Raw genomic sequence first — 20,695 nt, forward strand, 5'->3', positions numbered from 1 at the left:
ATGCAGTAAATATGCCATTTGATATAAAAGATTCGCTTTAATTTTCCATAAAGTAAAAGCCTGATGCTCAAAAAAACATCAGGCTTATTTTTGGCTATATTCACTTATTTTTCAATATTTACCAAGCTTTTTCTAAAATCGCTTTTAAATCACTCAGGGTGGCTTCTTTCGGATTGTAAATAATAGAACCGTCATTTAATGCTTTGTCTGCGACTTCATTCAATTGCGCTTCTGAAACCTTGCCGGTTTCACGTAAAGTACGTGGCAATTTAGTCAGTGCATATAAACGATCACGCATGGTCAGAATTGTAGCAATCGCTTTATCGGCACGTAAATGTGCTGGGGTTTGCGCATAAATGTCTGGGCCAGCTAAAGGGAGTAACAATTCGGCAATTTTGTCACCATTCACTTCCTTGTTGTACTCAAGTACATAAGGCAGGAACAGGTTCATGCATAGGCCATGGGGCAGGTGGGCAACCGCACCTAGGGCATGTCCTAATGAATGCACTAAACCAACCATGGAATTGGAAAATGCAATCCCGGCCATGGTTGAAGCTTGAGCCAGTTCCAGGCGACCAAACTCATCTGTCGGGTTGTCCAGAACATTGAACAGGCTGTTGCTGACTTTTTTGATCGCAGCAGTTGCATAAGCATCGCTGATCGGATTGGCTGCCATGCAGGTATAGGCTTCAACCGCATGCGTCAGCGCGTCCATAGCTGTCATGGCAGTTAAATGCGGCGGCAAGGTCTGGGTCATACGCGGATCAAGAATGGCAGCATGCGGCATCAGGTAATAAGAGGCAAATGGCATTTTGACATTTTTTTCCAGATCAGACACCACAGCCACCATGGTCACTTCTGAACCGGTACCTGATGTGGTTGGGATCACGAAAAATGGTTTTAACGGTTTTGGCAGGTTATGTGCACCTGAATATTTAAGCAGGTCATCGCCGCCTTCGGTCACCAGGATATTGGTTGCCTTTGAAGTATCAATGACTGAACCGCCACCCACGGCGATAATCGCATCACAATTATGATCACGATAAGCTTTTGCTGCATTTCGAACGGTTTGTACGCTTGAATCTGGTGGAACATCATCAAAAATATGGCCAATTACCGCATCGGTAGATTCAAAGGCAGCCTCAATAGGAGCGAGCAGATTGTTGCTGCGTACGCCTTTGTCGGTAATGATGAGCGGGCGTTTTGCACCTAAAGTAGCAAGTTCAAACGGAATATGTTCTAAGGCGGCATGACCTGCGATGACTTTGACTGGACAGAAAAATTCGTAATAAGGCTTAGCCATGTTATGCACTCCGTTTAAAATAGGATTGAGCTACTTTCAAATAAATATTTGCAGCTCCCATCAGTTTTTCTTTTAGGCTCAATTCGGTTGGGTATTGTTTTACAGCAAGCTCGGCGAGGAGTTTAGGTAAAATCAGCGCTTCCATTTTGTTTAAGCAGCGTACCAGACGAATGGCAAATGAAATATCTCCATCGGCTATCATACGGTCGTGGGCAAAAGCCTGTGCAGTACTTTCCTGAAAAGAAAACACTAAAAAAGCATGGCTTAAATGCTTAAAAGTAATGGTGAGGTCAGGTTTGCGGTCTACAGATTGCAGTAATTGTAATTGATGGTCTTCCGTGACTTTTGCAATAAAAGCTGGGCCATTCGGAAATACTTTCATCGATAGCACAAAACCGACAGGAAATTTTGCAACTTCCTGTTTGACTTCGGCATCGACTTGACTCGCCATGACTAAACCTCTGCCAATCACATCCATCATGAGTTTGACATAGGTCAGTTGTAAAGCGGGCTTAACGGATTTGGTTGAAATCACTCGCGTATCCCTTATCTAAAAAATATTTTATTAGTTTAGAGTAAATACTCTAATTTATTTTTATGTCAAAAGCAAAGTTATTGTTGCATGATTTGAACTTCACTAAAGTAACCGCTGCTGTTTAAAGTTTCAATGATATCTATGCATAAGTTCTCGAATTTTGGGTAATCTGGAACCAGGTCCTGAATACGGACCATCTCTAAACCTGCATAACCACATGGGTTAATGGTGTGGAAACCAGACAGGTCACAGTCAATATTCAGGGCCAGTCCATGATAGCTGCGTCCTTTGCGGATTTTAAAACCCAGCGAACCAATTTTACGCTCATTGACATAAACGCCCGGTGCATCCGGTTTGGCATAGGCTGCAATGCCATATTTTTTCAGCAGTGCAATCATTAAATTCTCAGCATAAGACACCAGCGTGCGTACATTCCAGCCCAAGCGGTTTAAATCAAACATGAAATAGGCAACCAGCTGACCCGGACCATGCCAGGTCACTTGTCCACCACGATCCGTTTGTACCACCGGAATATTGCTGGACATAAGAATGTGTTCAGGCTTGCCGGCCTGGCCTTGGGTCAGCACATCATGATGCTGCAAAATCCACAGTTCATCTGGGGTATTCTCATCACGGTTTTCAGTCAGGTTTTTCATATCCTGAAAGCGGTCGAGATAGGGAGTGAGCTGGTTAAATTGGCGAATAATCAGTTTGGGTTTTAGAACAGCATCAGTCACGTGAAGTGCGTCCTTAAAAGTTTTTAAGAGGATGCAAGAATTATAATGAAATCATGCCAACATGGGGATGATCGCTGCACGATTTAAACTTTTTTGTAGTATTAATAATATTTTTATTGTCCTATAAATATAAAAAACACGCATGAAGCGTGTTTTTTATATTCTTAAAGCGCAGTTTTAATCAATGGGCAGGCTGCCAGGTCAGCATATAAAGCATGTACCTGTTCCAGTTCGACAAAAACAATTCGAGCAGTCAAAGAATGATATTTCCCGGTACGTGAAGGTTGTACCTTAATGCTGTTACTGTCAAAGTCTGGGAAATGTTTTACCAAAATGTCTACAACAGCAATATGTAACTCTTCGCAGGCTTCACCAATCAGTTTGATTGGATAATCCATAGGAAAGACCCAAAGATGTTCTTGAAGTTCGCGAGATGGTGTACGGTCTAACATGGTCATAATAGTCCCACTTATATATCAAACGCCTGCGTAGTGCAGGCGTTATGTGTTGCTGAATACTAGATGGGGCTATTGGACAACTTTTCAACCCTCATCGGTATTACTATGGCTTAGTCATTTTCCAGGAATGAACGCAAGTGTTCAGAACGGGAAGGATGACGTAATTTGCGTAATGCCTTGGCTTCAATCTGACGGATACGTTCACGGGTAACGTCAAACTGTTTACCGACTTCTTCCAGTGTATGGTCGGTTGGCATATCAATACCAAAACGCATTTTCAAGACTTTCGCTTCACGTTCAGTCAAGTTTTCCAGCACTTCTCGAGTCGCTTCTTTCAGACCTTCTGAAGTTGCTGCATCTACCGGAGAGGTGATGTTGCCATCTTCAATGAAGTCGCCAAGATGTGAATCTTCATCATCACCAATTGGCGTTTCCATAGAAATTGGCTCTTTGGCAATTTTAAGCACTTTACGCACTTTGACTTCGTCCATTTCCAGACGTTCGCCCAATTCTTCAGGCGTCGGTTCACGGCCCATTTCCTGAAGCAATTGACGTGATACACGGTTGATCTTGTTGATGGTTTCAATCATGTGTACCGGAATACGAATGGTACGTGCCTGATCGGCAATTGAACGGGTAATTGCCTGACGAATCCACCAGGTGGCATAGGTCGAGAATTTATAACCGCGACGGTATTCAAACTTGTCTACGGCTTTCATCAAGCCGATGTTACCTTCCTGAATCAGGTCAAGGAATTGCAAACCACGGTTGGTATATTTTTTCGCAATCGAAATAACCAGACGCAAGTTAGCTTCCACCATTTCTTTCTTCGCACGACGGGCTTTGGCTTCACCCACTGCCATACGTTTAGAAATGTCTTTAATTTCCTTAACATTCAAGCCTAATTCTTTTTCGATGTCGGCAATCTTTTGCTGGAATGCCAGTACATCTGGACGTACTTTTTCCAGGTAAGCTTTCTGCTCTGCAGGTGCTTTGGCAATTTGCTCATCTAACCAGGCTGGATTTGATTCCTGACCCGGGAAAGAGGTGCGGAACTGGGTACGGTCCATACGGCCACGGCGTACCGCATAACGCATCACTTCACGCTCAGATGTACGAATCTGTTCATGGGTGCCACGAATCATTTCAGAAATGATGTCAAATAGACGTGGAGTGAACTTGAACATCATAAACACGGTGGCCAGTGCCTGAAGCGCTTCATCTGCCTGTTTACTGTTACGACCGTGCTTTTCAATTGCAGCTTTGGTTGTTTTCCAGGCTTCTTCCAGTTCAGCAAAACGTACGCGTGCAATTTCCGGATCAGGACCTGACTCACCTTCAGAATCATCCTCACTTTCAGATTCTTCTTCGTCATCATCGTCCAATTTTACATCTTTGGTTGATTTAGAGGTTGATTCTTCTTCGTCATCAATGTCCGCTTCATCTTCTAAAACTTCTGGAATTTCTTCATCAGATTCCGGGTCTAAATAGCCCGATAAAATATCAGCTAGACGACGTTCACCTTCAATGACATCGTTATATTCTTTTAATACAACTTCAACGGCATTCGGCCAGTAGGCAATCGAGTGCAGAACGTCACGAATACCTTCTTCAATGCGTTTAGCAATGCTAATTTCGCCTTCACGCGTTAATAGTTCAACCGTTCCCATTTCACGCATGTACATGCGTACGGGATCTGTGGTGCGACCAGGTTCGTTTTCAACAGAAGCAAGTACGGCTGCCGCTTCTTCTTCGGCAACTTCATCGGCAGCTTCAGCATTTGAGCCATCGAACATGGCGTCATCAGATTCAGGCGCACGTTCATGAACTGGAATACCCACGTCCTGAAGCATCTGAATGATGTCTTCAATCTGTTCGCTTTCCGTGATCGAGTCCGGGAGATGATCGTTAACCTCAGCGTAAGTTAAGTAACCTTGCTCTTTGCCTCGGCTAATCAGAGCCGCTACTTGCGAAGTAGGGGAAGTCATATCGCTCATCTTTGCTTACTCTTCGTTGAATCTGTGGCAGTGAAAAACCGTGCATGATAGCACAATTTGCTTAAAATTGTTTTGAATATTGATTGCTCAAGTCTCATTTAAAAATATGAATTTGATTTAACAATTGTTTTCAATATTGGGCTGGAATTTTTTTTTTCAAGTCCATAGGGTGGAACACTCAAAATATACTGAGTTTTTAACGGGCCAGGCTGAAAATTCTAGGTACTAATAAATACACAATTTTTAGGGGGAAAAACAAGATTAAACCTGGTTTGTGAGAGAAAAAAATAAAAATACTTGACAAGAGCATATAAGCAGGATAAATAGCGCCTAGACCCATTCACTTTTTTTCACCATGAGGTAGTTTTAGTGTCTTCTACAGATTTTGAACTAGATGATAGCTACAGTGATGATGATGTTAGTTTTGATGAAGTATCAAGCAAAATTAGTGCTAAAGAGTCGTTAGAAAAACGTCGCCTCATTGATGATCTTCTCGCACAACGTCGTTTAGAGCGCGAGCTGAAAGATTTTGATTATGATCTGGATGATGACGACGATTTTGATGACGAAGAAGACTAAAATTGGATTCTGTATAGCGGGCTAAAATGCTATGCTATGCCGTAGTTATTTTACAAACTGGATTTTAAATGAGTGCTTTAGATTTAGACCTTTTGAGCGAATATCTAGATGGCGACCAAAATGAATATGGTCTAGATTTCCCGGCTACTCATGGCTTTTTATGTGCAATTGCGGTTGGTCCGAAATTCGATAAATGGCTGGACGAACTTTTTGACAACAATCAAAAGAAGGTACCTGCAGAAATTATTGCACAAGTAAAAGCATGGTTAGAATCAATTCGTCAAAGCTTGGCCAATGAAGAAGGAATCGAGTTTCCTTTTGAAATTGAAGAAGCAGATGTGGATTCAAGTTTAGGTGACTGGAGCGTTGGCTTTGTCGATGCGATGTTCTTAAATGAAGATGCCTGGTTCACGCCTGAACATGAAGAGCAATTGGTCGACTTAACTCTGCCAATGATGGTGTTCAGTGGTGTGGATGAAGAAGATCCGCAAATGGAATCTTTCCGTCGCAATGGTCAGCTTATGGATGAAATTGCTGAAGAAATTCCAGATAATTTGAATGAATTATATTTAATGTACCACACGCCAGCGTGATGGTACGCCTTGCACTGTAATAATCACAGTTCATGTATTCATATCAAATTAATTCCTTAGATAAAAAAAGCACCATAAGGTGCTTTTTTTAGGCGTGATTTTTTATAGGAGACAGGGTAATTCATCATTAAAAACTATTTGAATTTATTTAATGTATAGCGGGCATAGCCATTGTAAGCAATATGAAAGATCAGTCCATGTAAGGCAATCGCAGCTGCGACTAACCATGAATTTCGGGCTCTACCGGCATAATTCATCGTGATTAGAATTTCCTCAGTTCGCGGATGCATATAAATTGAGATAAACAACACGATAAAACCAATGGTCATGGCAATCACTGTTGATCCCCAAACCAGTGTATTTTTTTCCTTGGCATTGGGTAAACGTTGTTCTTTTTTGACAAAATGTCTGGCACTTAGAAAAGCTGAAGCGATCAGCCCAGGCAGCACGGTAATGGCATTCAGCTTTAAGCAAAAAAACGAGAGGCTGACCAAAAGAATCAAGACCATACTATAAACAACTGCAAAATATTTAAGATAATGCGACATTGCCTTAGCCTCCCGAGGATAACCTTGATTCAGGATGGACGATTTTTACGCTGCTGTCTACGGTATACAACCCAACCAAGAATGATGACTACAATGGACATCATCACATAACTGACTTTACTGAAAATTTGCTGCATTAAGTGCTGATTTTCTCCAAAATAAAAACCGACACACGCTAGGAATGTAGTCCAGATAATAGTACCTAAGCCACTGTAAAACATAAATTTCCAAAAAGGCATTCGACTCATGCCTGCAGGAATGCTAATGAGCGAACGTACGGCAGGAATCATGCGGCCAAAGAATACGATGCGATGTCCATAGTGTTCAAACCAGTCCAGTGACTTTTTAACATCGCTCGATTTGATAAATAAATATCTGCCATAGCGGTCGACAAAACGAAAGATGCTGTCATGGTTAAACTTATAGCCAATCCAATACAGTAAAGCAGCTGCAAGCAATGAACCGAAACAGCCGGCAATGATGACGCCAAACAAAGTTAGCTGGCCTTGCGATGCAGAATAGCCAGCGGAAGGCATGATGATTTCAGAAGGAATAGGAGGAAATACATTGTCAAGAAACATGAGCAGGGCAATACCGAGATAGCCCAATTGTTCCATAATGGAAATAATCCACTCTGTCAGATTCATAAAGTGATAAAAATATTAGTGATATTTACACCATCCTAAATTTAATTTGTTGCAGGGTAAAGCATAGCCAAGCAATCCCTTTGGATTATTCTTGGCTATGAATCAGGGTGTGGATATAAACTTTTCTTAAACTATAGGCGAGTGCAAATGGAATCACACCGAGCAAGGCATATTCCAGCAAATTAGGTGTGAGATGATAGGCAATAAACAGGGAGAAAATACTGCCAATCACTGCTCCCATCATTACAATAAAAAGATGGGATTCTTGCTCTAAAGTTTGTTTAATGTGTTCTACTTTTTGCAGATTTCTTTCGCGTACCAGGTAAAAGCGTCGAGTATAATGGGCTGAGCGACTGATTGTTCTTGACATAATTTAACTCCTTTTTCACGTTACTTTTTAGGTTATATGTTAAATATTTCACGTTAAAAATTAATGGTTTATAAGTTTGTTGTAATTTTTATTTCAGATTAACAGATTATTTGTGACTTGACACACATTAATGGTAAAACTTGGTGATCTTTTTTTATTTATTGTTGTTTTTAGGTAAATAATCAAAGCCCTCTTATGAGGGCTTTGATTCAGGACATCAATTATAGGCGTTTGCGTTTCGCTGCTGCAATTTGTGACTGACGCATACGGAAACCGGCTTTTTGCTTTTCGCTGGTTTTGTCGATGCAATATTTGCAAGACACGCCATGTTCATAGCTTGGAAGTTCTACTTCTTCGGGAAGCAAAGGCCAGCCACAAGCATGACACTTAATGTTTTGACCTTCTTCTACACCATGAGTCACAGCAGTACGGCCATCAAAGACGAAACATTCACCTTCCCACATGCTTTCTTCGGCAGGTGTTTCTTCCAGATATTTTAAAATACCGCCTTTCAAGTGATAGACTTCATTAAAACCTTCTTGAAGCAATAATGAAGTGGATTTTTCGCAGCGAATACCGCCAGTACAGAACATGGCAATTTTCTTGTCTTTATGCTGCTCCAGTTCTTTTTTGACATATTCCGGGAATTCACGGAAGGTTTCAGTTTTAGGGTCAATCGCGCCTTTAAAGGTTCCGGCTTTATATTCGTAGTCGTTACGCGTATCAATCAAAATTACGTCGTCACGTGCAATCAGTTCATTCCATTCTTTTGGATCAAGATAGTGCCCGACTAAATCGCGCGGTTTGACTTCAACGCCTAAAGTTACAATTTCTTTTTTCAGTTTGATTTTCATTTTACGGAATGGCTTGTCAGAGCTGTGAGACTCTTTATATTCCATTGCGTTAAAACCTTCATTCAAAAGGAATTGATGAATGGTATCGATTGCTGCACGGTCACCCGCTACAGTACCGTTAATGCCTTCTCCTGCAACAATGAGAGTTCCACAAAGATTGATGGTTTTTACCAAATCAAGAAGACGTTGCTGCAGATCGGCCGGATCTTGAACTTCTTTAAATTGATATAGTGCCGCAACAACCCAGTCAGTGGTCGCTTGCTGTTCTACAGGTGCAAGCTGTTCTACAGTAGCGTTCATGGAAAACTCCAAATGTATTTAGGTAAGACAAAATTTAAGGCGCATATTCTAACGTGAATTGGCACAATTAGCGATAAAACCGAGTATGAAATATGGTTTTTAATTTGCTGTTTGGGGATGTATGATGCCTGTGCTCATTGCATCTTAAATCAGAAAAATGGTCTGAATTCGCCAGACCTGAATGTTGTTGAATTTCGGAGTTTATTTTGAATACTGATCGTCAAATGGCCTCTTTGACTCCATGTGCAGGGCGTTGCTCTACGGTGTTTGGTGATTCGGTCTGTCGGGGGTGCCGTCGTTTTAATCATGAAGTGATTAAGTGGAATACCTATACAGCAGAGCAGCATATAGCCATTTGGCGTCGATTGGATTCACAACTGGATCAGATTTTGATTCCGATGTTGCCCATGGCGGATATCGCCCATGTTGAAGGTTTTGTTTTGTCCAAACGTGTACGTTTGCGTCCGGACGCGAGCAAGGGACGCAAGCTGTACCATGCGTTAAAGTTGTGTGAGAAAAATCGTCATTTTACTGATGAGAGTGGTTTAGGTATTCACTATAAAGACGTGCGTCCTTTGTGGGATGAATTTGAGCGACGTGTCTTGGCTCTTGCCACGGCCAGTTATGATTTGGCCTTTTTACGGGCGGATGGCATCAGTATGCATTTGCTGCAAAGTATGCAAGAAGAGGACTAGGTTCATTTTTATCTCTTAAAATTTATAAAGAAGATTCCTTCATTTTTGGATGCAGTGAAATAGTCTGGATTTAAGAAAGTCCGGATTTAAGAAAGTCCGGATTTAAAAAAGTCATCAGGCTTAATGATCAAGCCAGATGACTTTTATTTTTTGTAGAAAGCTATGTGGCGTGGTTTAGAGATTGTGCTGCAAACGGTACTGTACAAGTTCTTCAATGGTAATCACGGTTAAATGATGAGTCTGTGCATAAGACAGAACCTGAATGCCAGAGGCCATCGTACCGTCAGGATTGGTCAGTTCGCACAAAACACCAGCGGGTTTTAGGCCAGCCAAACGTGCCAGATCAATGGTGCCTTCGGTATGGCCGCGTCGAGTCAAAACACCGCCTTCGCGCGCACGCAAGGGAAACACATGCCCCGGACGGTTGAGGTCACTGGCCACGGCACCATCCTGAATTGCGGCTTTAATGGTGGTAGTACGGTCTTTTGCAGAAACTCCTGTAGTCACCCCTTGTGCGGCTTCAATGGTCACGGTAAAGGCGGTTTTAAACTGGCTGGAGTTGTCAGTCACCATAGGTGGGAGTTCTAAATGATTGGCGAGCTCATCGGTCAGGCAAAGACAGACAATGCCGGAGCCATCACGAATCATGCGAGCCATCGTTTCCACAGTTAAGGTTTCTGCCGCCACAATCAGGTCGGCTTCATTTTCACGCTCAAAGTCATCCATCACCAAAACCGGTTTGCCCTGGCGGATATCTTCTAATGCTTTTTGAATACGTTGTTCAGCTGGGGGAAGGGCTGAGAAGAAAATTTCGGGTTGAATCAAACTAGACATTGAAACGCTCTCGTAAAATAAACATACGGTTGAACATTTCAGGACTGATGCAGAAATGGGGTCGCAGCGATATATTACGTATAAATATCGGTTACGTCGTCTTCTTTCATCCGGACTATACCGTCGGCTTTGGTTTTTCACCAAATCTGCGAGTAAACCCTCTTTGGTTTACAGGCTCGTGGGCTGATTAAATCCTATAAAAATATAGTTTTAAATTACCACCGGTGGGGAATTGCACCCCGCCCTGAAGCGATGTGCCATAAGTATAGACCTGTTTTGCAGGGAGGGCACAAATTTCTATAGATCAATCAGTCATATCCATAGTCAAACCAAGAATAACTCTAGAATAATTTTATAATTATGAATATGTAGGGTATAAAAAAGCCCGCAGAAGCGAGCTTTTTGAATTTTTGACCTGGCCTGATCCGTTTAGGCAACCTGTACAGGAATACAGTTGGCGGTATGGTTCACTGTATTGTCCGGGTTAGCATATACCAGACGAGGTTTATGGGCATTCGCTTCAGCTTCGGTGAAATCGCCAAATGTTGCGATAATCATTAAATCGCCCACATCCGCTTGCAGGGCAGCGCCGCCATTGACTGAAATGATGCCTGAATTTTCTTCACCACGGATGGCATAAGTGGTAAAACGCTTACCATTAGTCACGTTCCACATATGAATTTCTTCATATTCACGGATACCGGCTAAATCCATTAACACGCCGTCAATTGCACAAGAACCTTCATAATGTAATTCTGCTTGTGTCACGACACAACGGTGAATTTTAGCTTTTAATAAACGAGAAAGCATGGCTAGCGTCTCCTTAGTTGACCTAAGATTTTATCTTAGTTAAATCAAATCACTTCTTACTGGATCAGTAATCCGCAGAAAGCGCATTTTGCTCCGAAAAAAGCAACATGGCAAGAAGGAAAATTCAATTATTTGTAGAATGATCAGTTCGGTTTGTAGGCATTAATTTGATTCATGGCTGGCTGTATGTCACCGTTCACCAGCAATTTAATGCGGGATAAAGCATGTGCAATAGCGTCATCCATTAAACCTTGTTCGCTGCTCGGAGCTTTGCTCAGGACATGACCCGATACGCGTTCTTTAGAACCCGGGTGCCCAATACCGATACGCAAGCGATGGAAATTAGGGCCTGTATGCGGAACGATATCACGCAAACCGTTATGTCCACCGTGACCACCACCTGTTTTCAGGCGAATGACACCGGGGTCCATATCCAGTTCATCATGTGCAATCAGCATTGATTCAGGAGCAACTTGATAGAATTTGGCGAAGGGTACAACACTTTTGCCAGAGGCATTCATAAAGGTTGTGGGTAACAGCAGACGAACGTCCTGACCTTCGATATTACCTCGACCACTGATTCCGTAGAATTTAGGATCGGCTTTGAGAGAGATGCCATATTGTTCTGCAAGGCGTTCAACAAACCAGAAGCCTGCATTATGGCGGGTTTGGGCGTATTCCTTACCAGGATTGCCCAAACCAACAATTAGCGAAAGTTTTGACACTAATTTACACCGTTAACACTTATGCGCGTTTGAAGTCAGCGTGCAATGGAGTGTTTTTAGCTGGGTGGCGTTGTAAAGCTTGGATTTTAACGCTTTCAACTTTGTCACCTACTTTAATTTCAACAACTTCTTCAAAGAAAGCGTTGCTTTCAAGCGCTTTAACAAGTTCACGAAGCTCTAAAGTAACTGCTACAGGTTCAGCAGCACCACCGTAGATGATTGCTGGCACTTTGTTTTGAAGACGAAGGCGGCGGCTCGAACCTTTCCCTTGTACTGCTTCTTCACGTGCTGCTGCGTTTAATACGAAGTTTGCCATGATAGACATTCCTATTTAAGTTTAATTAAGCTGAGTTTTCGACCAGCTCAGCGATAGAAAACCCTGCTTGAAGCAGGGTTTTGAAAATTTAGCGCTATATTATAGATAAGAATCAAACATTGCGCTAATAGATTCTTCGTTGTTAATACGACGAATTGTTTCAGCAACCATGCTGGCGACTGAAACCTGGCGAATCTTACCAAGTTCTTGGGCTTCTTGAGACAGAGGAATGGTATCTGTGACAACGAGTTCGTCGATTACAGAATTCTTCAGGTTCTCAATTGCTTTACCAGAAAGTACCGGGTGAGTTGCATAGGCAACTACACGGCGTGCACCAAACTGTTTAAGTGCATCAGCAGCTTTACATAAGGTACCTGCTGTATCCACCATGTCATCCACGATAACGCAGTCACGATCTTTAACATCGCCAATCAAATGCATCACTTGTGATTCATTGGCTTTTTGACGACGTTTATCGATGATTGCAAGATCGATATCACCCATTTGTTTTGCTACAGCACGGGCACGAACTACACCGCCAACGTCTGGAGAAACAACCATGAGGTTATGGTGTTGCTGTTGACGAAGGTCAGCAAGTAATGCAGGAGTACCGTAGATGTTGTCTACAGGGATATCGAAGAAACCTTGAATCTGGTCAGCATGAAGGTCGATCATTACTACGCGGTCAATACCCACAGTTGTCAGCATGTCTGCGACAACTTTTGCAGTGATTGGTACGCGGCTTGAACGAGGACGACGGTCTTGACGAGCATATCCGAAGTAAGGGATGACAGCAGTGATACGACCTGCACTTGCACGGCGCAAAGCGTCAGCCATAACGAGGACTTCCATCAGGTTGTCATTCGTTGGGGCGCAAGTAGGTTGTACCAGGAATACGTCTTTACCACGGACATTTTCAGTAATTTCGACAGCGATTTCACCGTCAGAAAATTGACCTACAGATGCTGCACCTAAAGGGATGTGCAGATGGCTTACGACTTTTTGGGCGAATTGTGGATGTGCAGTTCCACTAAAAACGACAAGATTGGGCATGAAGCACCCTTGGCGGTTGGAATGTTTGAAAATAGATGGCAGGGGCGGCTGGATTCGAACCAACGGATGCCGAGATCAAAACCCGGTGCCTTACCACTTGGCGACGCCCCTAATGCGGCAGAACTTTAATATTTTTGCTGTTCTGTGTCAAGGTGAATTAACAAATGAACATGCAAATACTGTACTGTCTTTTTTGAGAAAAATGGCAGGGGCGGCTGGATTCGAACCAACGGATGCCGAGCTCAAAACCCGGTGCCGTACCACTTGGCGACGCCCCTAAATTTGTTTGCTATATTGTGATTTAAACCATAAGTTTAAATGGCAGGGGCGGCTGGAATCGAACCAACGGATGCCGAGCTCAAAACCCGGTGCCGTACCACTTGGCGACGCCCCTAAATTTGTTTGCTATATTGTGATTTAAACCATAAGTTTAAATGGCAGGGGCGGCTGGAATCGAACCAACGGATGCCGAGCTCAAAACCCGGTGCCTTACCACTTGGCGACGCCCCTAATACAGTAATCTACAGATGAATATGATGGCAGGGGCGGCTGGATTCGAACCAACGGATGCCGAGATCAAAACCCGGAGCCTTACCACTTGGCGACGCCCCTAATACAGTAATCTACAGATGACTATGATGGCAGGGGCGGCTGGATTCGACCCAACGGATGCCGAGATCAAAACCCGGTGCCTTACCACTTGGCGACGCCCCTATCATATAACCTTGAAATGACGTAATGGTGATTCATTTAAACTATTGACCAAGTAAGCTTTACATGGTGAATGAGCTAAAATCTCATCAATATTCATATCGGTAGTTACTTCAGTAAAAACACAAGCACCTGTACCTGTAAGTTTTGCAATACCGAACTGGTCTAAATACTGCATCGCTTCATCAACTTCAGGATATAGGCTTCTTGCCAAAGGCTCAAAGTTATTTCCAAAGTTAAATGGCTTTAACTGATAGGCGCAAAATTTAGTAGGCTTCGTGTCTCTTGTCAACGTTTTTTGTGAAAAAAGCAGTTGAGTGCTGATAAAACAATCAGGTTTTAACACAATGTATTGTTTTTGATCTAAGTCTATGAATGTTAAGTGTTCACCAATGCCTTCTGCCCAGGCATTCCGGCCATGAACAAAAATGGGCACATCGGCGCCGAGTTTTAGCCCCAGTTCGGCCAGCTGCTCAATGTTTAAGCCACATTGCCATAACTGATTGACCACAATCAGGGTGGTGGCCGCATTTGAGGAGCCGCCGCCAAGTCCTGCACCCATGGGAATGTTTTTTTCAATGCGGATGTTTAAGCCCGAAAATGCTTTTGCATACGGCTTTAAAATCTGTGTGGCCTTGAAAATCAGGTTGTGCTCTAAATCGACGCTGCTTAATCCATCAATGCTAATTTCAGGACTTGCTGTTTGGCTAAATTCCAGCCAGTCATACAGGTCAATCAGCTGAAAAATACTTTGCAATTCATGATAGCCGTCCTCGCGACGACCAGTGATATGCAAAAAAAGATTAAGCTTGGCAGGAGAAGGAACACGAATCATAGAATTTTGAACTTTTGAATAGGCTTAACGGTTTTGAATGAGCATTGTAATACGGTTTTCCTGACCCGACTCAAGGAGTTGTTTGAGAATCAGCTTGTTTGGCAGCTGCGCCTGTTCGTTATAACTCAGGTCAACGGTCCAGCCATCTTCCAGAAACTGAATGGGACGGTTTTGCTCATCTTTACTGATTTTTGCCTGTGTGGTTGCCGGTTTGGCCTGTACCCAATCGACTAGGTGGGTAATAGGGGCTTGCCAGCCAGTGGCACGCTGCAATAATTCTTCAGGTGTGTCGGCTTGAATCAGACCTGTTTTGGCACTGTTGAGGGTGACATTACCAGGTTGGCCTGAAATCTGGGTTTTACCCACGCCCAAAATTCCGCTTAACTCGATGTCAAATTCATCCTGCTGTTGTACCCAGGTGAAAAATGCACTGCCAGACTGTCCCGGTGTTCTTACCCCAATTTTACCTTGCAGATTGAAGTTTTTTGCCGCTTCAGGAATCTGGGCAACATTCGGTGTTTGAGGTTGGGTGTATTGTTGGCAACCGCTCAGGATTAGCGTGCTTGCTGCAATCAGGCTTAAACTGAATTTAGAAAAAATGTGCATACAGATAGTTAACTCTTTTTCATGGGTTGCGGTAACAGTAACGATTTCAATTGTTCTAATTGCGGATCATTCGGATGATTTTTTTGTAATTGTTGTAACACTTTACTAAATTTTGTCAGCTCACCTTGCATGTATAAAGATTTTGCATAACGCACTCCAATTTTCACGTTTTGACTTAATTTATAGGCTTGCTCTAACACTTGAGCCGAGGTTTTAAAGTCGTTTTGTAAAAAGGTGATATAGCCTAAAGTATCTAAAATAGAGGCTTGTTCGGGAGCAAATTCCAGGGCGTGTTCGACATACTGGCGGGCTTCATCTAAACGCCGGTTTTGCAGTGCCAGCGTATAGGCATAGGCATTCAGGTAAGTCGGGCTATTGGGCTCTATTTCGAGTAATTTTTTCAATAATTTATCAAGTTTTTCCCGGTCTTGAAAAGCATCGAGCAATAACACTTCAGAGTAAATCAGTTCCGGATCATCCGGAATGTTTTTAATGGCTTCATCGAGCAGGCGTATCGCTGCTTTTTTATTGTCCATGCGTTTTAAAATATCGGCCTGTGCCTGATATAGAAAACTGGCATATTGCGGGTAATTGACCCGTTCTTGGGTCAGAAAGCGCAGTGCATCGGTAGGCTGGTTCTGGGCGGAAAAAATATTGATCATGCTGCGGCGCGAAACTGTGTACAGGCTGCCATCCACTAGACGATAATAGGCTTTTGCCGTTTCAAAATGTTGCTTTCTTTCGGCATTGACTGCCAGATAGTAATAGGCTTCATTTTGATATTGAGTAGAATAACGTAACTCGACTAAATACTTTTCAGCTTTTTCATATTGTTGCAAGTCAATACTGGTTAAACCGGCAATAAACAGCGCTTCTTCTTCATGGGGCCATTTTTTTAGCAAATTTTCGAGTTTATTGAGTGCTTCTTCTGATTTATCTAGCTTAATCAAATATTTAATTTCAGCTAAGCGAACCTCTATATTGTTTTTATGTTTGCGGCTGGCTTTGTTGTACCATTTTAGGGTTTCTTCATCATTTCCCAGGGCACTGAGCAAATTGGCCTTCATTAAAATAAAGCCGGTGACATTGGCACGTTTTTTTAATGCACGACTAATGGTGGTCAGCGCTTGTTCCAGTTGGCCGTTTTGTGCTTCTAAACCCGCAATGAGTACCAGTACCGAAGGATTGTCCCGTTCTTTGCTTTTCCGCAAGGCATCAATTAAATAATCGCGATCTTCAGGATCTTCTGGCGCAATCCCGACCAAAATCTTTTCCAGGTCTGCATTAGGGTCAATCTTTAAAATCTTGTCCAGCGTTTCTGCGGCCAGTTCATATTCATGGGCTTTTAAGGCAATATGTGAAAGATAAAATAAAGCCGGTACGTCGCTTGGTTCCTGTACCACCCAATGGGTGGCAATATCCAGGGCCGCTTTCAGGTCATCCTGTTCAATCGCAACATTTAAGGCGCGTTGTTTAACCGTGGTGGAATTGCTTTTAATTGCAAGCACGGTGTAGTTGTGTAATGCTGTGGGAATGTCATGATAGGTCAGTGCAAATTCAGCAATCATGCTTTGTTTTATGGCATTATAGTTTGAATTGGCATGATAAATTTCTCCAGATGCTCTAATATGAGCACTGGAAGCCATGCTACCCACAAGTAAGAATGTGGTAGAATATTGCTTAATTGTCGTGCCGTTTATCCGGCTATTTGTTTGACGCAATTTTTCTTGATCCAAGTAATGCTTTTTATGACACCAATACCGCACAATAGCATAAATTTAGCGAAATGATGATCTGATATGTCTTTCTTTGCATTGGGTGTCAACCATCAAACCGCCTCTGTAGAACTGCGTGAGCAGATTGCATTTAATCCTGAAAAATTAATGCACTTGCTTGCCCAGCAAAGCCAAAACCATGACCTGAATGATATGGTAGTGGTCTCTACATGTAACCGCACCGAAGTTTATGCCATGTCTGAAAATGCAGACATGGTAATGAATTGGCTCGCCGAAGCAAATGGCCTAGATGTTAAACAATTGTTTAATCATGTATATCGTTATGAAAATGCGCAGGCAGTGACCCATCTAATGCGGGTGGCCAGTGGCCTGGATTCACTGATGCTGGGTGAACCGCAAATTTTGGGACAGGTAAAATCTGCACTGTCTCTGGCTAAAGATGCCCATACCGTTTCGCCGGATTTAAACCGGATTTTTGAATATGCCTTTTATGCAGCCAAACGTGTGCGTTCGGAAACCGCAGTGGGGAGTCATGCGGTTTCGATGGGCTATGCCGTTGCCCAGCTGGCCTTGCAGGTTTTTAGCAAACCTGAAAAACTGACTGTGATGGTGGTCGCAGCAGGGGAAATGAACAGTCTGGTGGCGAAGCATTTAGCGGAAATGGGTGTGGGAAAAATCCTGATTTGCAACCGGACCCGTGCGCGTGCAGAAAATCTGGCACAGGAAATTGCCCATCGTGTTGATGTGGAAATCATCGAGTTTTCCGAACTGGCGGCAAATTTGCACCGTGCAGATGTCATTTCAAGCTGTACCGGAAGTTTGCATCAGGTTATTTCCTATCAAGATGTTAAAACAGCGTTGAAAAAGCGTCGTTATCAGCAAATGCTGTTGGTGGATTTGGCCGTTCCGCGCGATATTGATCCCAAAGTAGAATCTTTGGATGGCGTGTATCTTTATGGCGTCGATGATTTACAGAGCGTGATTGATGACAATCTTGCCCAACGCCGTCAGGCAGCGGTTGAAGCCGAGGTGATGGTCAACCAGTTGGCTACGGATTTGCTCACGCAGCAAAAAATTAAAAATGCTGGCAGTACCATTCAGGCTTATCGTGCACAGGGTGAAGTACTCAGGCAAGAAGAACTGACTTTGGCAATGTCCCGTATAGCCAAGGGTGACAATCCGGAGCAGGTTTTGCAGGAATTTTCGCACCGGCTGACACAAAAATTACTGCATCCGACTTCTATCTTGTTGCGACAGGCAGCCAAGGCGGAAGATCCGGGATGTTTTGAATCGATGCGTGAACAGTTAGAAGAAGTATTTGCCAAACGGCGTAATACCAAACACGAATTTTAAGCTGTAAATGACTGCCGCTCGCTTAGTCTTCCAGCAGGGTGAGCGAGCGTTTTTTATCAATCTCATAAATTTTCTGTTTCAGATTGCGCATTTCGGCAATGCTAGCAAATTTCTTCGATTTAAGTTTTTGTTGCAGGCACTGGTATTGCAGTTTAATGGAAAAATCTTCCGCCAGTTTATCGGCTTGTTCAGGTGAAGAAGTGTAATCACTGACATTGGCATGTAGCAAAATATTTTGCAGATCATGGTGATAAGCTGCACAAGCCCCTAACACATAATACTGCGACAGCTCGGTATCATCAGGTAAATCATCAAAAATGATATTGAAAATATTTAAAATTTTAAACAGCAGTTGATCCTGCGCAATTAAGGCCCGTAGCGGTTCAAAATGAATATACAGATAGGGGTGGTTCATCAAAATCGCAATGACATATTCTTCGGCATCAATCTTGGTACTGAAGCTTAAGGATGCGTCATTATTGACTTGCGGTTGCCATTTGCGGCTAAAGCCCAATTTTTCCCGGAAAAATTGCTGTAATAAATAACGGTAGGACCCCTGTTTTGGCAACAGTTCGGTCAGTTGGCGTAATTCGCCCATGACCTGACTTTTGCCTTCAGGCTTGGTCACATCATGATTCTGGGTGAGATGGGCAAAAACAAAATCGGAGAGTAATGGCGCTTGCTGTAACAGGCGATGGAAGTTTTCAATGCCTTCACGGCGAATCAGAGAATCCGGGTCGTGATCATTGGGCAGCACAAAAAACTTGAGTTCGCGGCCATCATTCAGCAGCGGCAGGGCAATCTCGAGTGTACGGCGGGCAGCTTTTTGTCCGGCAGCATCACCATCGAAAGCAATGGTAATACGGTTGTTTTGTTTGAATAAAATATTCAGGTGTTCGGTGTTACTCGCCGTTCCCAGAGTTGCTACAGCACCGGAGATACCATATTGCTGCAAGGCTATCACATCCATATAGCCTTCAACCATCAGCCAGTCTTGGGCTTTCTGTTTGCGGCCTTCATATAAACCATAGAGCAACTGGTTTTTATGAAACACTTCAGAGTCAGGCGAGTTGATGTACTTCGGTTTGATTTCGTCATTTAAGGCTCGGCCACCAAAACCGACCACACGGCCTTTGGCATCACGGATCGGGAAAATGACCCGGTCACGCAGCAGGTCAAAATCACGGCCATTGTCACTGGTGCGGATTAGACCCAGCAGTTTTAAACCTTCAATATCCTGTGGAAAAGCTTTTTCCAGGTGTTGCCAATCTTCAGGTGCATAGCCTAAGCGCCAATAGTCAATGGTCTCTGCACTTAAGCCACGTTGTTTAAAATATTGCTGTGCACTGGCACTTTGCGGTAACTGGCGTTGGTAATACTGGGCAATATTTTCCAGCAGATCAAACAGGTTGCCGTCTTGTGGGGTTTCTTCCATTGGCATCTGTTCAAAGGATGCAAAAGGGTCGCCATAGTAGTCGTTTTCCTGGGCCTGAAATTCTGCAAAAGGATCAAAATGTGCGTCAAGTGCTGCATTCGGTGCTTGATCGGTGGTGCTTTTCGGTTGTTCTTTCAGCTGTGCTGTGGGCGCAGGTTTTACTGCTTCACGTTTATATTTAATTCTATTGCTGTCGTTATTGTCTTTCGGCAGTTCAATCCCGGTACGGCTCGATAGGTCTTTCATCACGTCGATAAAGTTGCGACCGTCAATGTCCATTAAAAAGCGGATGGCGTTGCCGTTGGCCTGACAGCCAAAACAGTGAAAATATTGCTTGTCGCGATAGACATGGAAAGATGGCGATTTTTCCTGATGAAAAGGGCAGCAACCTGAATAGGTGCGACCGGTTTTCTTGAGTTTCACGCGCTGACCAATCAGATCGACAATATCGGTACGATCCAGGATTTGATCAATCGTGTGTTGAGGAATAGCCATAGGTATGCAATCGGGTTGTAATCTATTTAAATGAGTGACCAATAAGCCGTCAGAATATACGCAAGTAAAAATTGCGTGATTCGGTTAAAAGTAATTTGTATACCTTTTGCGCAAAATGATCAATATGATGCATTGAAATCGCAAAAGGGCAAGTATAATAACTTGCCCTT

The 20,695-nt window shown here is 43.2% G+C and carries 22 protein-coding genes, 6 tRNA genes and 1 riboswitch; of the genes, 4 read left to right on the forward strand and 24 right to left on the reverse strand.

The window, feature by feature from the left end; genetic code table 11:
* Positions 1–118: 118 nt before the first annotated feature.
* From H4I94_RS04960 to rpoD, 5 genes are all read right to left on the reverse strand, one after another.
* Positions 119–1,303: an iron-containing alcohol dehydrogenase gene (locus H4I94_RS04960; RefSeq protein ID WP_092819741.1), complete on the reverse strand. Its 1,185-nt coding sequence runs from the start codon at positions 1,301–1,303 to the stop codon at positions 119–121.
* A 1-nt stretch (position 1,304) separates the two neighbouring features.
* Entirely contained in the window at positions 1,305–1,838 is a 534-nt protein-coding gene (locus H4I94_RS04965) for a hypothetical protein (protein WP_131274095.1), read from the reverse strand.
* A 77-nt stretch (positions 1,839–1,915) separates the two neighbouring features.
* The gene (gene lipB, locus H4I94_RS04970; protein ID WP_131274094.1) at positions 1,916–2,575 is read right to left on the reverse strand and encodes a lipoyl(octanoyl) transferase LipB; all 660 of its coding nucleotides are present in this window, start codon (positions 2,573–2,575) and stop codon (positions 1,916–1,918) included.
* A 164-nt stretch (positions 2,576–2,739) separates the two neighbouring features.
* Positions 2,740–3,027 (reverse strand): YbeD family protein, encoded by a 288-nt coding sequence (locus H4I94_RS04975; protein ID WP_261182421.1) that lies wholly within the window; start codon positions 3,025–3,027, stop codon positions 2,740–2,742.
* A gap of 116 nt (positions 3,028–3,143) precedes the next feature.
* Positions 3,144–5,030, reverse strand: coding sequence for an RNA polymerase sigma factor RpoD (gene rpoD, locus H4I94_RS04980; RefSeq protein WP_131274093.1), 1,887 nt, complete (start codon positions 5,028–5,030; stop codon positions 3,144–3,146).
* Positions 5,031–5,399: 369 nt separating this feature from the next.
* Between rpoD and H4I94_RS04985 the strand changes: the two genes are divergently transcribed.
* Both H4I94_RS04985 and H4I94_RS04990 read left to right on the forward strand, forming a co-directional pair.
* Complete coding sequence (locus H4I94_RS04985) at positions 5,400–5,609, forward strand: PA3496 family putative envelope integrity protein (RefSeq protein ID WP_086176283.1); 210 nt, start codon at positions 5,400–5,402, stop codon at positions 5,607–5,609.
* A gap of 68 nt (positions 5,610–5,677) precedes the next feature.
* On the forward strand, positions 5,678–6,202 hold the full coding sequence (locus H4I94_RS04990; protein WP_092819737.1) for a YecA family protein: 525 nt from the start codon (positions 5,678–5,680) through the stop codon (positions 6,200–6,202).
* A 134-nt stretch (positions 6,203–6,336) separates the two neighbouring features.
* Here the strand turns inward: H4I94_RS04990 and H4I94_RS04995 are convergent, their stop codons facing one another.
* The 4 genes from H4I94_RS04995 to H4I94_RS05010 form a co-directional block, all read right to left on the reverse strand.
* Positions 6,337–6,750, reverse strand: coding sequence for an ABZJ_00895 family protein (locus H4I94_RS04995; RefSeq protein ID WP_261182028.1), 414 nt, complete (start codon positions 6,748–6,750; stop codon positions 6,337–6,339).
* A 29-nt stretch (positions 6,751–6,779) separates the two neighbouring features.
* The gene (locus H4I94_RS05000; protein ID WP_261182030.1) at positions 6,780–7,397 is read right to left on the reverse strand and encodes a DedA family protein; all 618 of its coding nucleotides are present in this window, start codon (positions 7,395–7,397) and stop codon (positions 6,780–6,782) included.
* 85 nt (positions 7,398–7,482) lie between these two features.
* Positions 7,483–7,767: an FUSC family protein gene (locus H4I94_RS05005; protein ID WP_092819734.1), complete on the reverse strand. Its 285-nt coding sequence runs from the start codon at positions 7,765–7,767 to the stop codon at positions 7,483–7,485.
* A gap of 221 nt (positions 7,768–7,988) precedes the next feature.
* Positions 7,989–8,921 carry a rhodanese-related sulfurtransferase gene (locus H4I94_RS05010; RefSeq protein WP_261182031.1) on the reverse strand — a complete coding sequence of 311 codons (933 nt, stop codon included), beginning with the start codon at positions 8,919–8,921 and terminating at the stop codon, positions 7,989–7,991.
* A 224-nt stretch (positions 8,922–9,145) separates the two neighbouring features.
* On the opposite strand from H4I94_RS05010, the gene H4I94_RS05015 reads away from it, so the two are divergent.
* Positions 9,146–9,616: a DUF1289 domain-containing protein gene (locus tag H4I94_RS05015; RefSeq protein WP_409976739.1), complete on the forward strand. Its 471-nt coding sequence runs from the start codon at positions 9,146–9,148 to the stop codon at positions 9,614–9,616.
* 174 nt (positions 9,617–9,790) lie between these two features.
* Here the strand turns inward: H4I94_RS05015 and ribB are convergent, their stop codons facing one another.
* The 14 genes from ribB to H4I94_RS05085 form a co-directional block, all read right to left on the reverse strand.
* Complete coding sequence (gene ribB, locus H4I94_RS05020) at positions 9,791–10,450, reverse strand: 3,4-dihydroxy-2-butanone-4-phosphate synthase (protein WP_131274087.1); 660 nt, start codon at positions 10,448–10,450, stop codon at positions 9,791–9,793.
* A gap of 94 nt (positions 10,451–10,544) precedes the next feature.
* Positions 10,545–10,705, reverse strand: a riboswitch (FMN riboswitch).
* Positions 10,706–10,879: 174 nt separating this feature from the next.
* Positions 10,880–11,260 carry an aspartate 1-decarboxylase gene (gene panD, locus H4I94_RS05025; protein ID WP_086196843.1) on the reverse strand — a complete coding sequence of 127 codons (381 nt, stop codon included), beginning with the start codon at positions 11,258–11,260 and terminating at the stop codon, positions 10,880–10,882.
* Between the two features lie 143 nt (positions 11,261–11,403).
* Positions 11,404–11,985: an aminoacyl-tRNA hydrolase gene (gene pth / locus H4I94_RS05030; RefSeq protein ID WP_131274086.1), complete on the reverse strand. Its 582-nt coding sequence runs from the start codon at positions 11,983–11,985 to the stop codon at positions 11,404–11,406.
* A 19-nt stretch (positions 11,986–12,004) separates the two neighbouring features.
* Positions 12,005–12,301: a 50S ribosomal protein L25 gene (rplY, locus tag H4I94_RS05035; protein ID WP_131274085.1), complete on the reverse strand. Its 297-nt coding sequence runs from the start codon at positions 12,299–12,301 to the stop codon at positions 12,005–12,007.
* Between the two features lie 99 nt (positions 12,302–12,400).
* Positions 12,401–13,354: a ribose-phosphate pyrophosphokinase gene (locus tag H4I94_RS05040; protein ID WP_086196840.1), complete on the reverse strand. Its 954-nt coding sequence runs from the start codon at positions 13,352–13,354 to the stop codon at positions 12,401–12,403.
* A gap of 36 nt (positions 13,355–13,390) precedes the next feature.
* A tRNA-Gln gene (locus H4I94_RS05045) sits at positions 13,391–13,465 on the reverse strand.
* A 92-nt stretch (positions 13,466–13,557) separates the two neighbouring features.
* Positions 13,558–13,632: transfer RNA gene (locus tag H4I94_RS05050), tRNA-Gln, on the reverse strand.
* A gap of 41 nt (positions 13,633–13,673) precedes the next feature.
* A tRNA-Gln gene (locus H4I94_RS05055) sits at positions 13,674–13,748 on the reverse strand.
* A 41-nt stretch (positions 13,749–13,789) separates the two neighbouring features.
* Positions 13,790–13,864 (reverse strand) — tRNA-Gln (locus tag H4I94_RS05060).
* Between the two features lie 27 nt (positions 13,865–13,891).
* Positions 13,892–13,966: transfer RNA gene (locus H4I94_RS05065), tRNA-Gln, on the reverse strand.
* A 27-nt stretch (positions 13,967–13,993) separates the two neighbouring features.
* Positions 13,994–14,068, reverse strand: a tRNA-Gln gene (locus tag H4I94_RS05070).
* 1 nt (position 14,069) lies between these two features.
* On the reverse strand, positions 14,070–14,900 hold the full coding sequence (ispE, locus tag H4I94_RS05075; RefSeq protein WP_261182039.1) for a 4-(cytidine 5'-diphospho)-2-C-methyl-D-erythritol kinase: 831 nt from the start codon (positions 14,898–14,900) through the stop codon (positions 14,070–14,072).
* 24 nt (positions 14,901–14,924) lie between these two features.
* A complete protein-coding gene (lolB, locus tag H4I94_RS05080; protein ID WP_092819727.1) occupies positions 14,925–15,506 on the reverse strand; it encodes a lipoprotein insertase outer membrane protein LolB in 582 nt (193 codons plus the stop codon).
* 8 nt (positions 15,507–15,514) lie between these two features.
* Complete coding sequence (locus H4I94_RS05085; protein ID WP_092819856.1) at positions 15,515–17,227, reverse strand: tetratricopeptide repeat protein; 1,713 nt, start codon at positions 17,225–17,227, stop codon at positions 15,515–15,517.
* 78 nt (positions 17,228–17,305) lie between these two features.
* Here H4I94_RS05085 and hemA point away from each other — a divergent pair, with 78 nt between their 5' ends.
* The gene (gene hemA / locus H4I94_RS05090) at positions 17,306–18,595 is read left to right on the forward strand and encodes a glutamyl-tRNA reductase (protein WP_261182040.1); all 1,290 of its coding nucleotides are present in this window, start codon (positions 17,306–17,308) and stop codon (positions 18,593–18,595) included.
* A 22-nt stretch (positions 18,596–18,617) separates the two neighbouring features.
* Here hemA and H4I94_RS05095 read toward each other — a convergent pair whose 3' ends face one another.
* Positions 18,618–20,525, reverse strand: a complete 1,908-nt coding sequence (locus H4I94_RS05095; protein WP_261182041.1) for a DNA primase — start codon at positions 20,523–20,525, stop codon at positions 18,618–18,620.
* Positions 20,526–20,695: the final 170 nt, after the last annotated feature.

Origin of the sequence: Acinetobacter sp. T_3_1 (assembly GCF_025377055.1) — a bacterium.
Taxonomy (GTDB): Bacteria; Pseudomonadota; Gammaproteobacteria; order Pseudomonadales; family Moraxellaceae; genus Acinetobacter; species Acinetobacter kookii.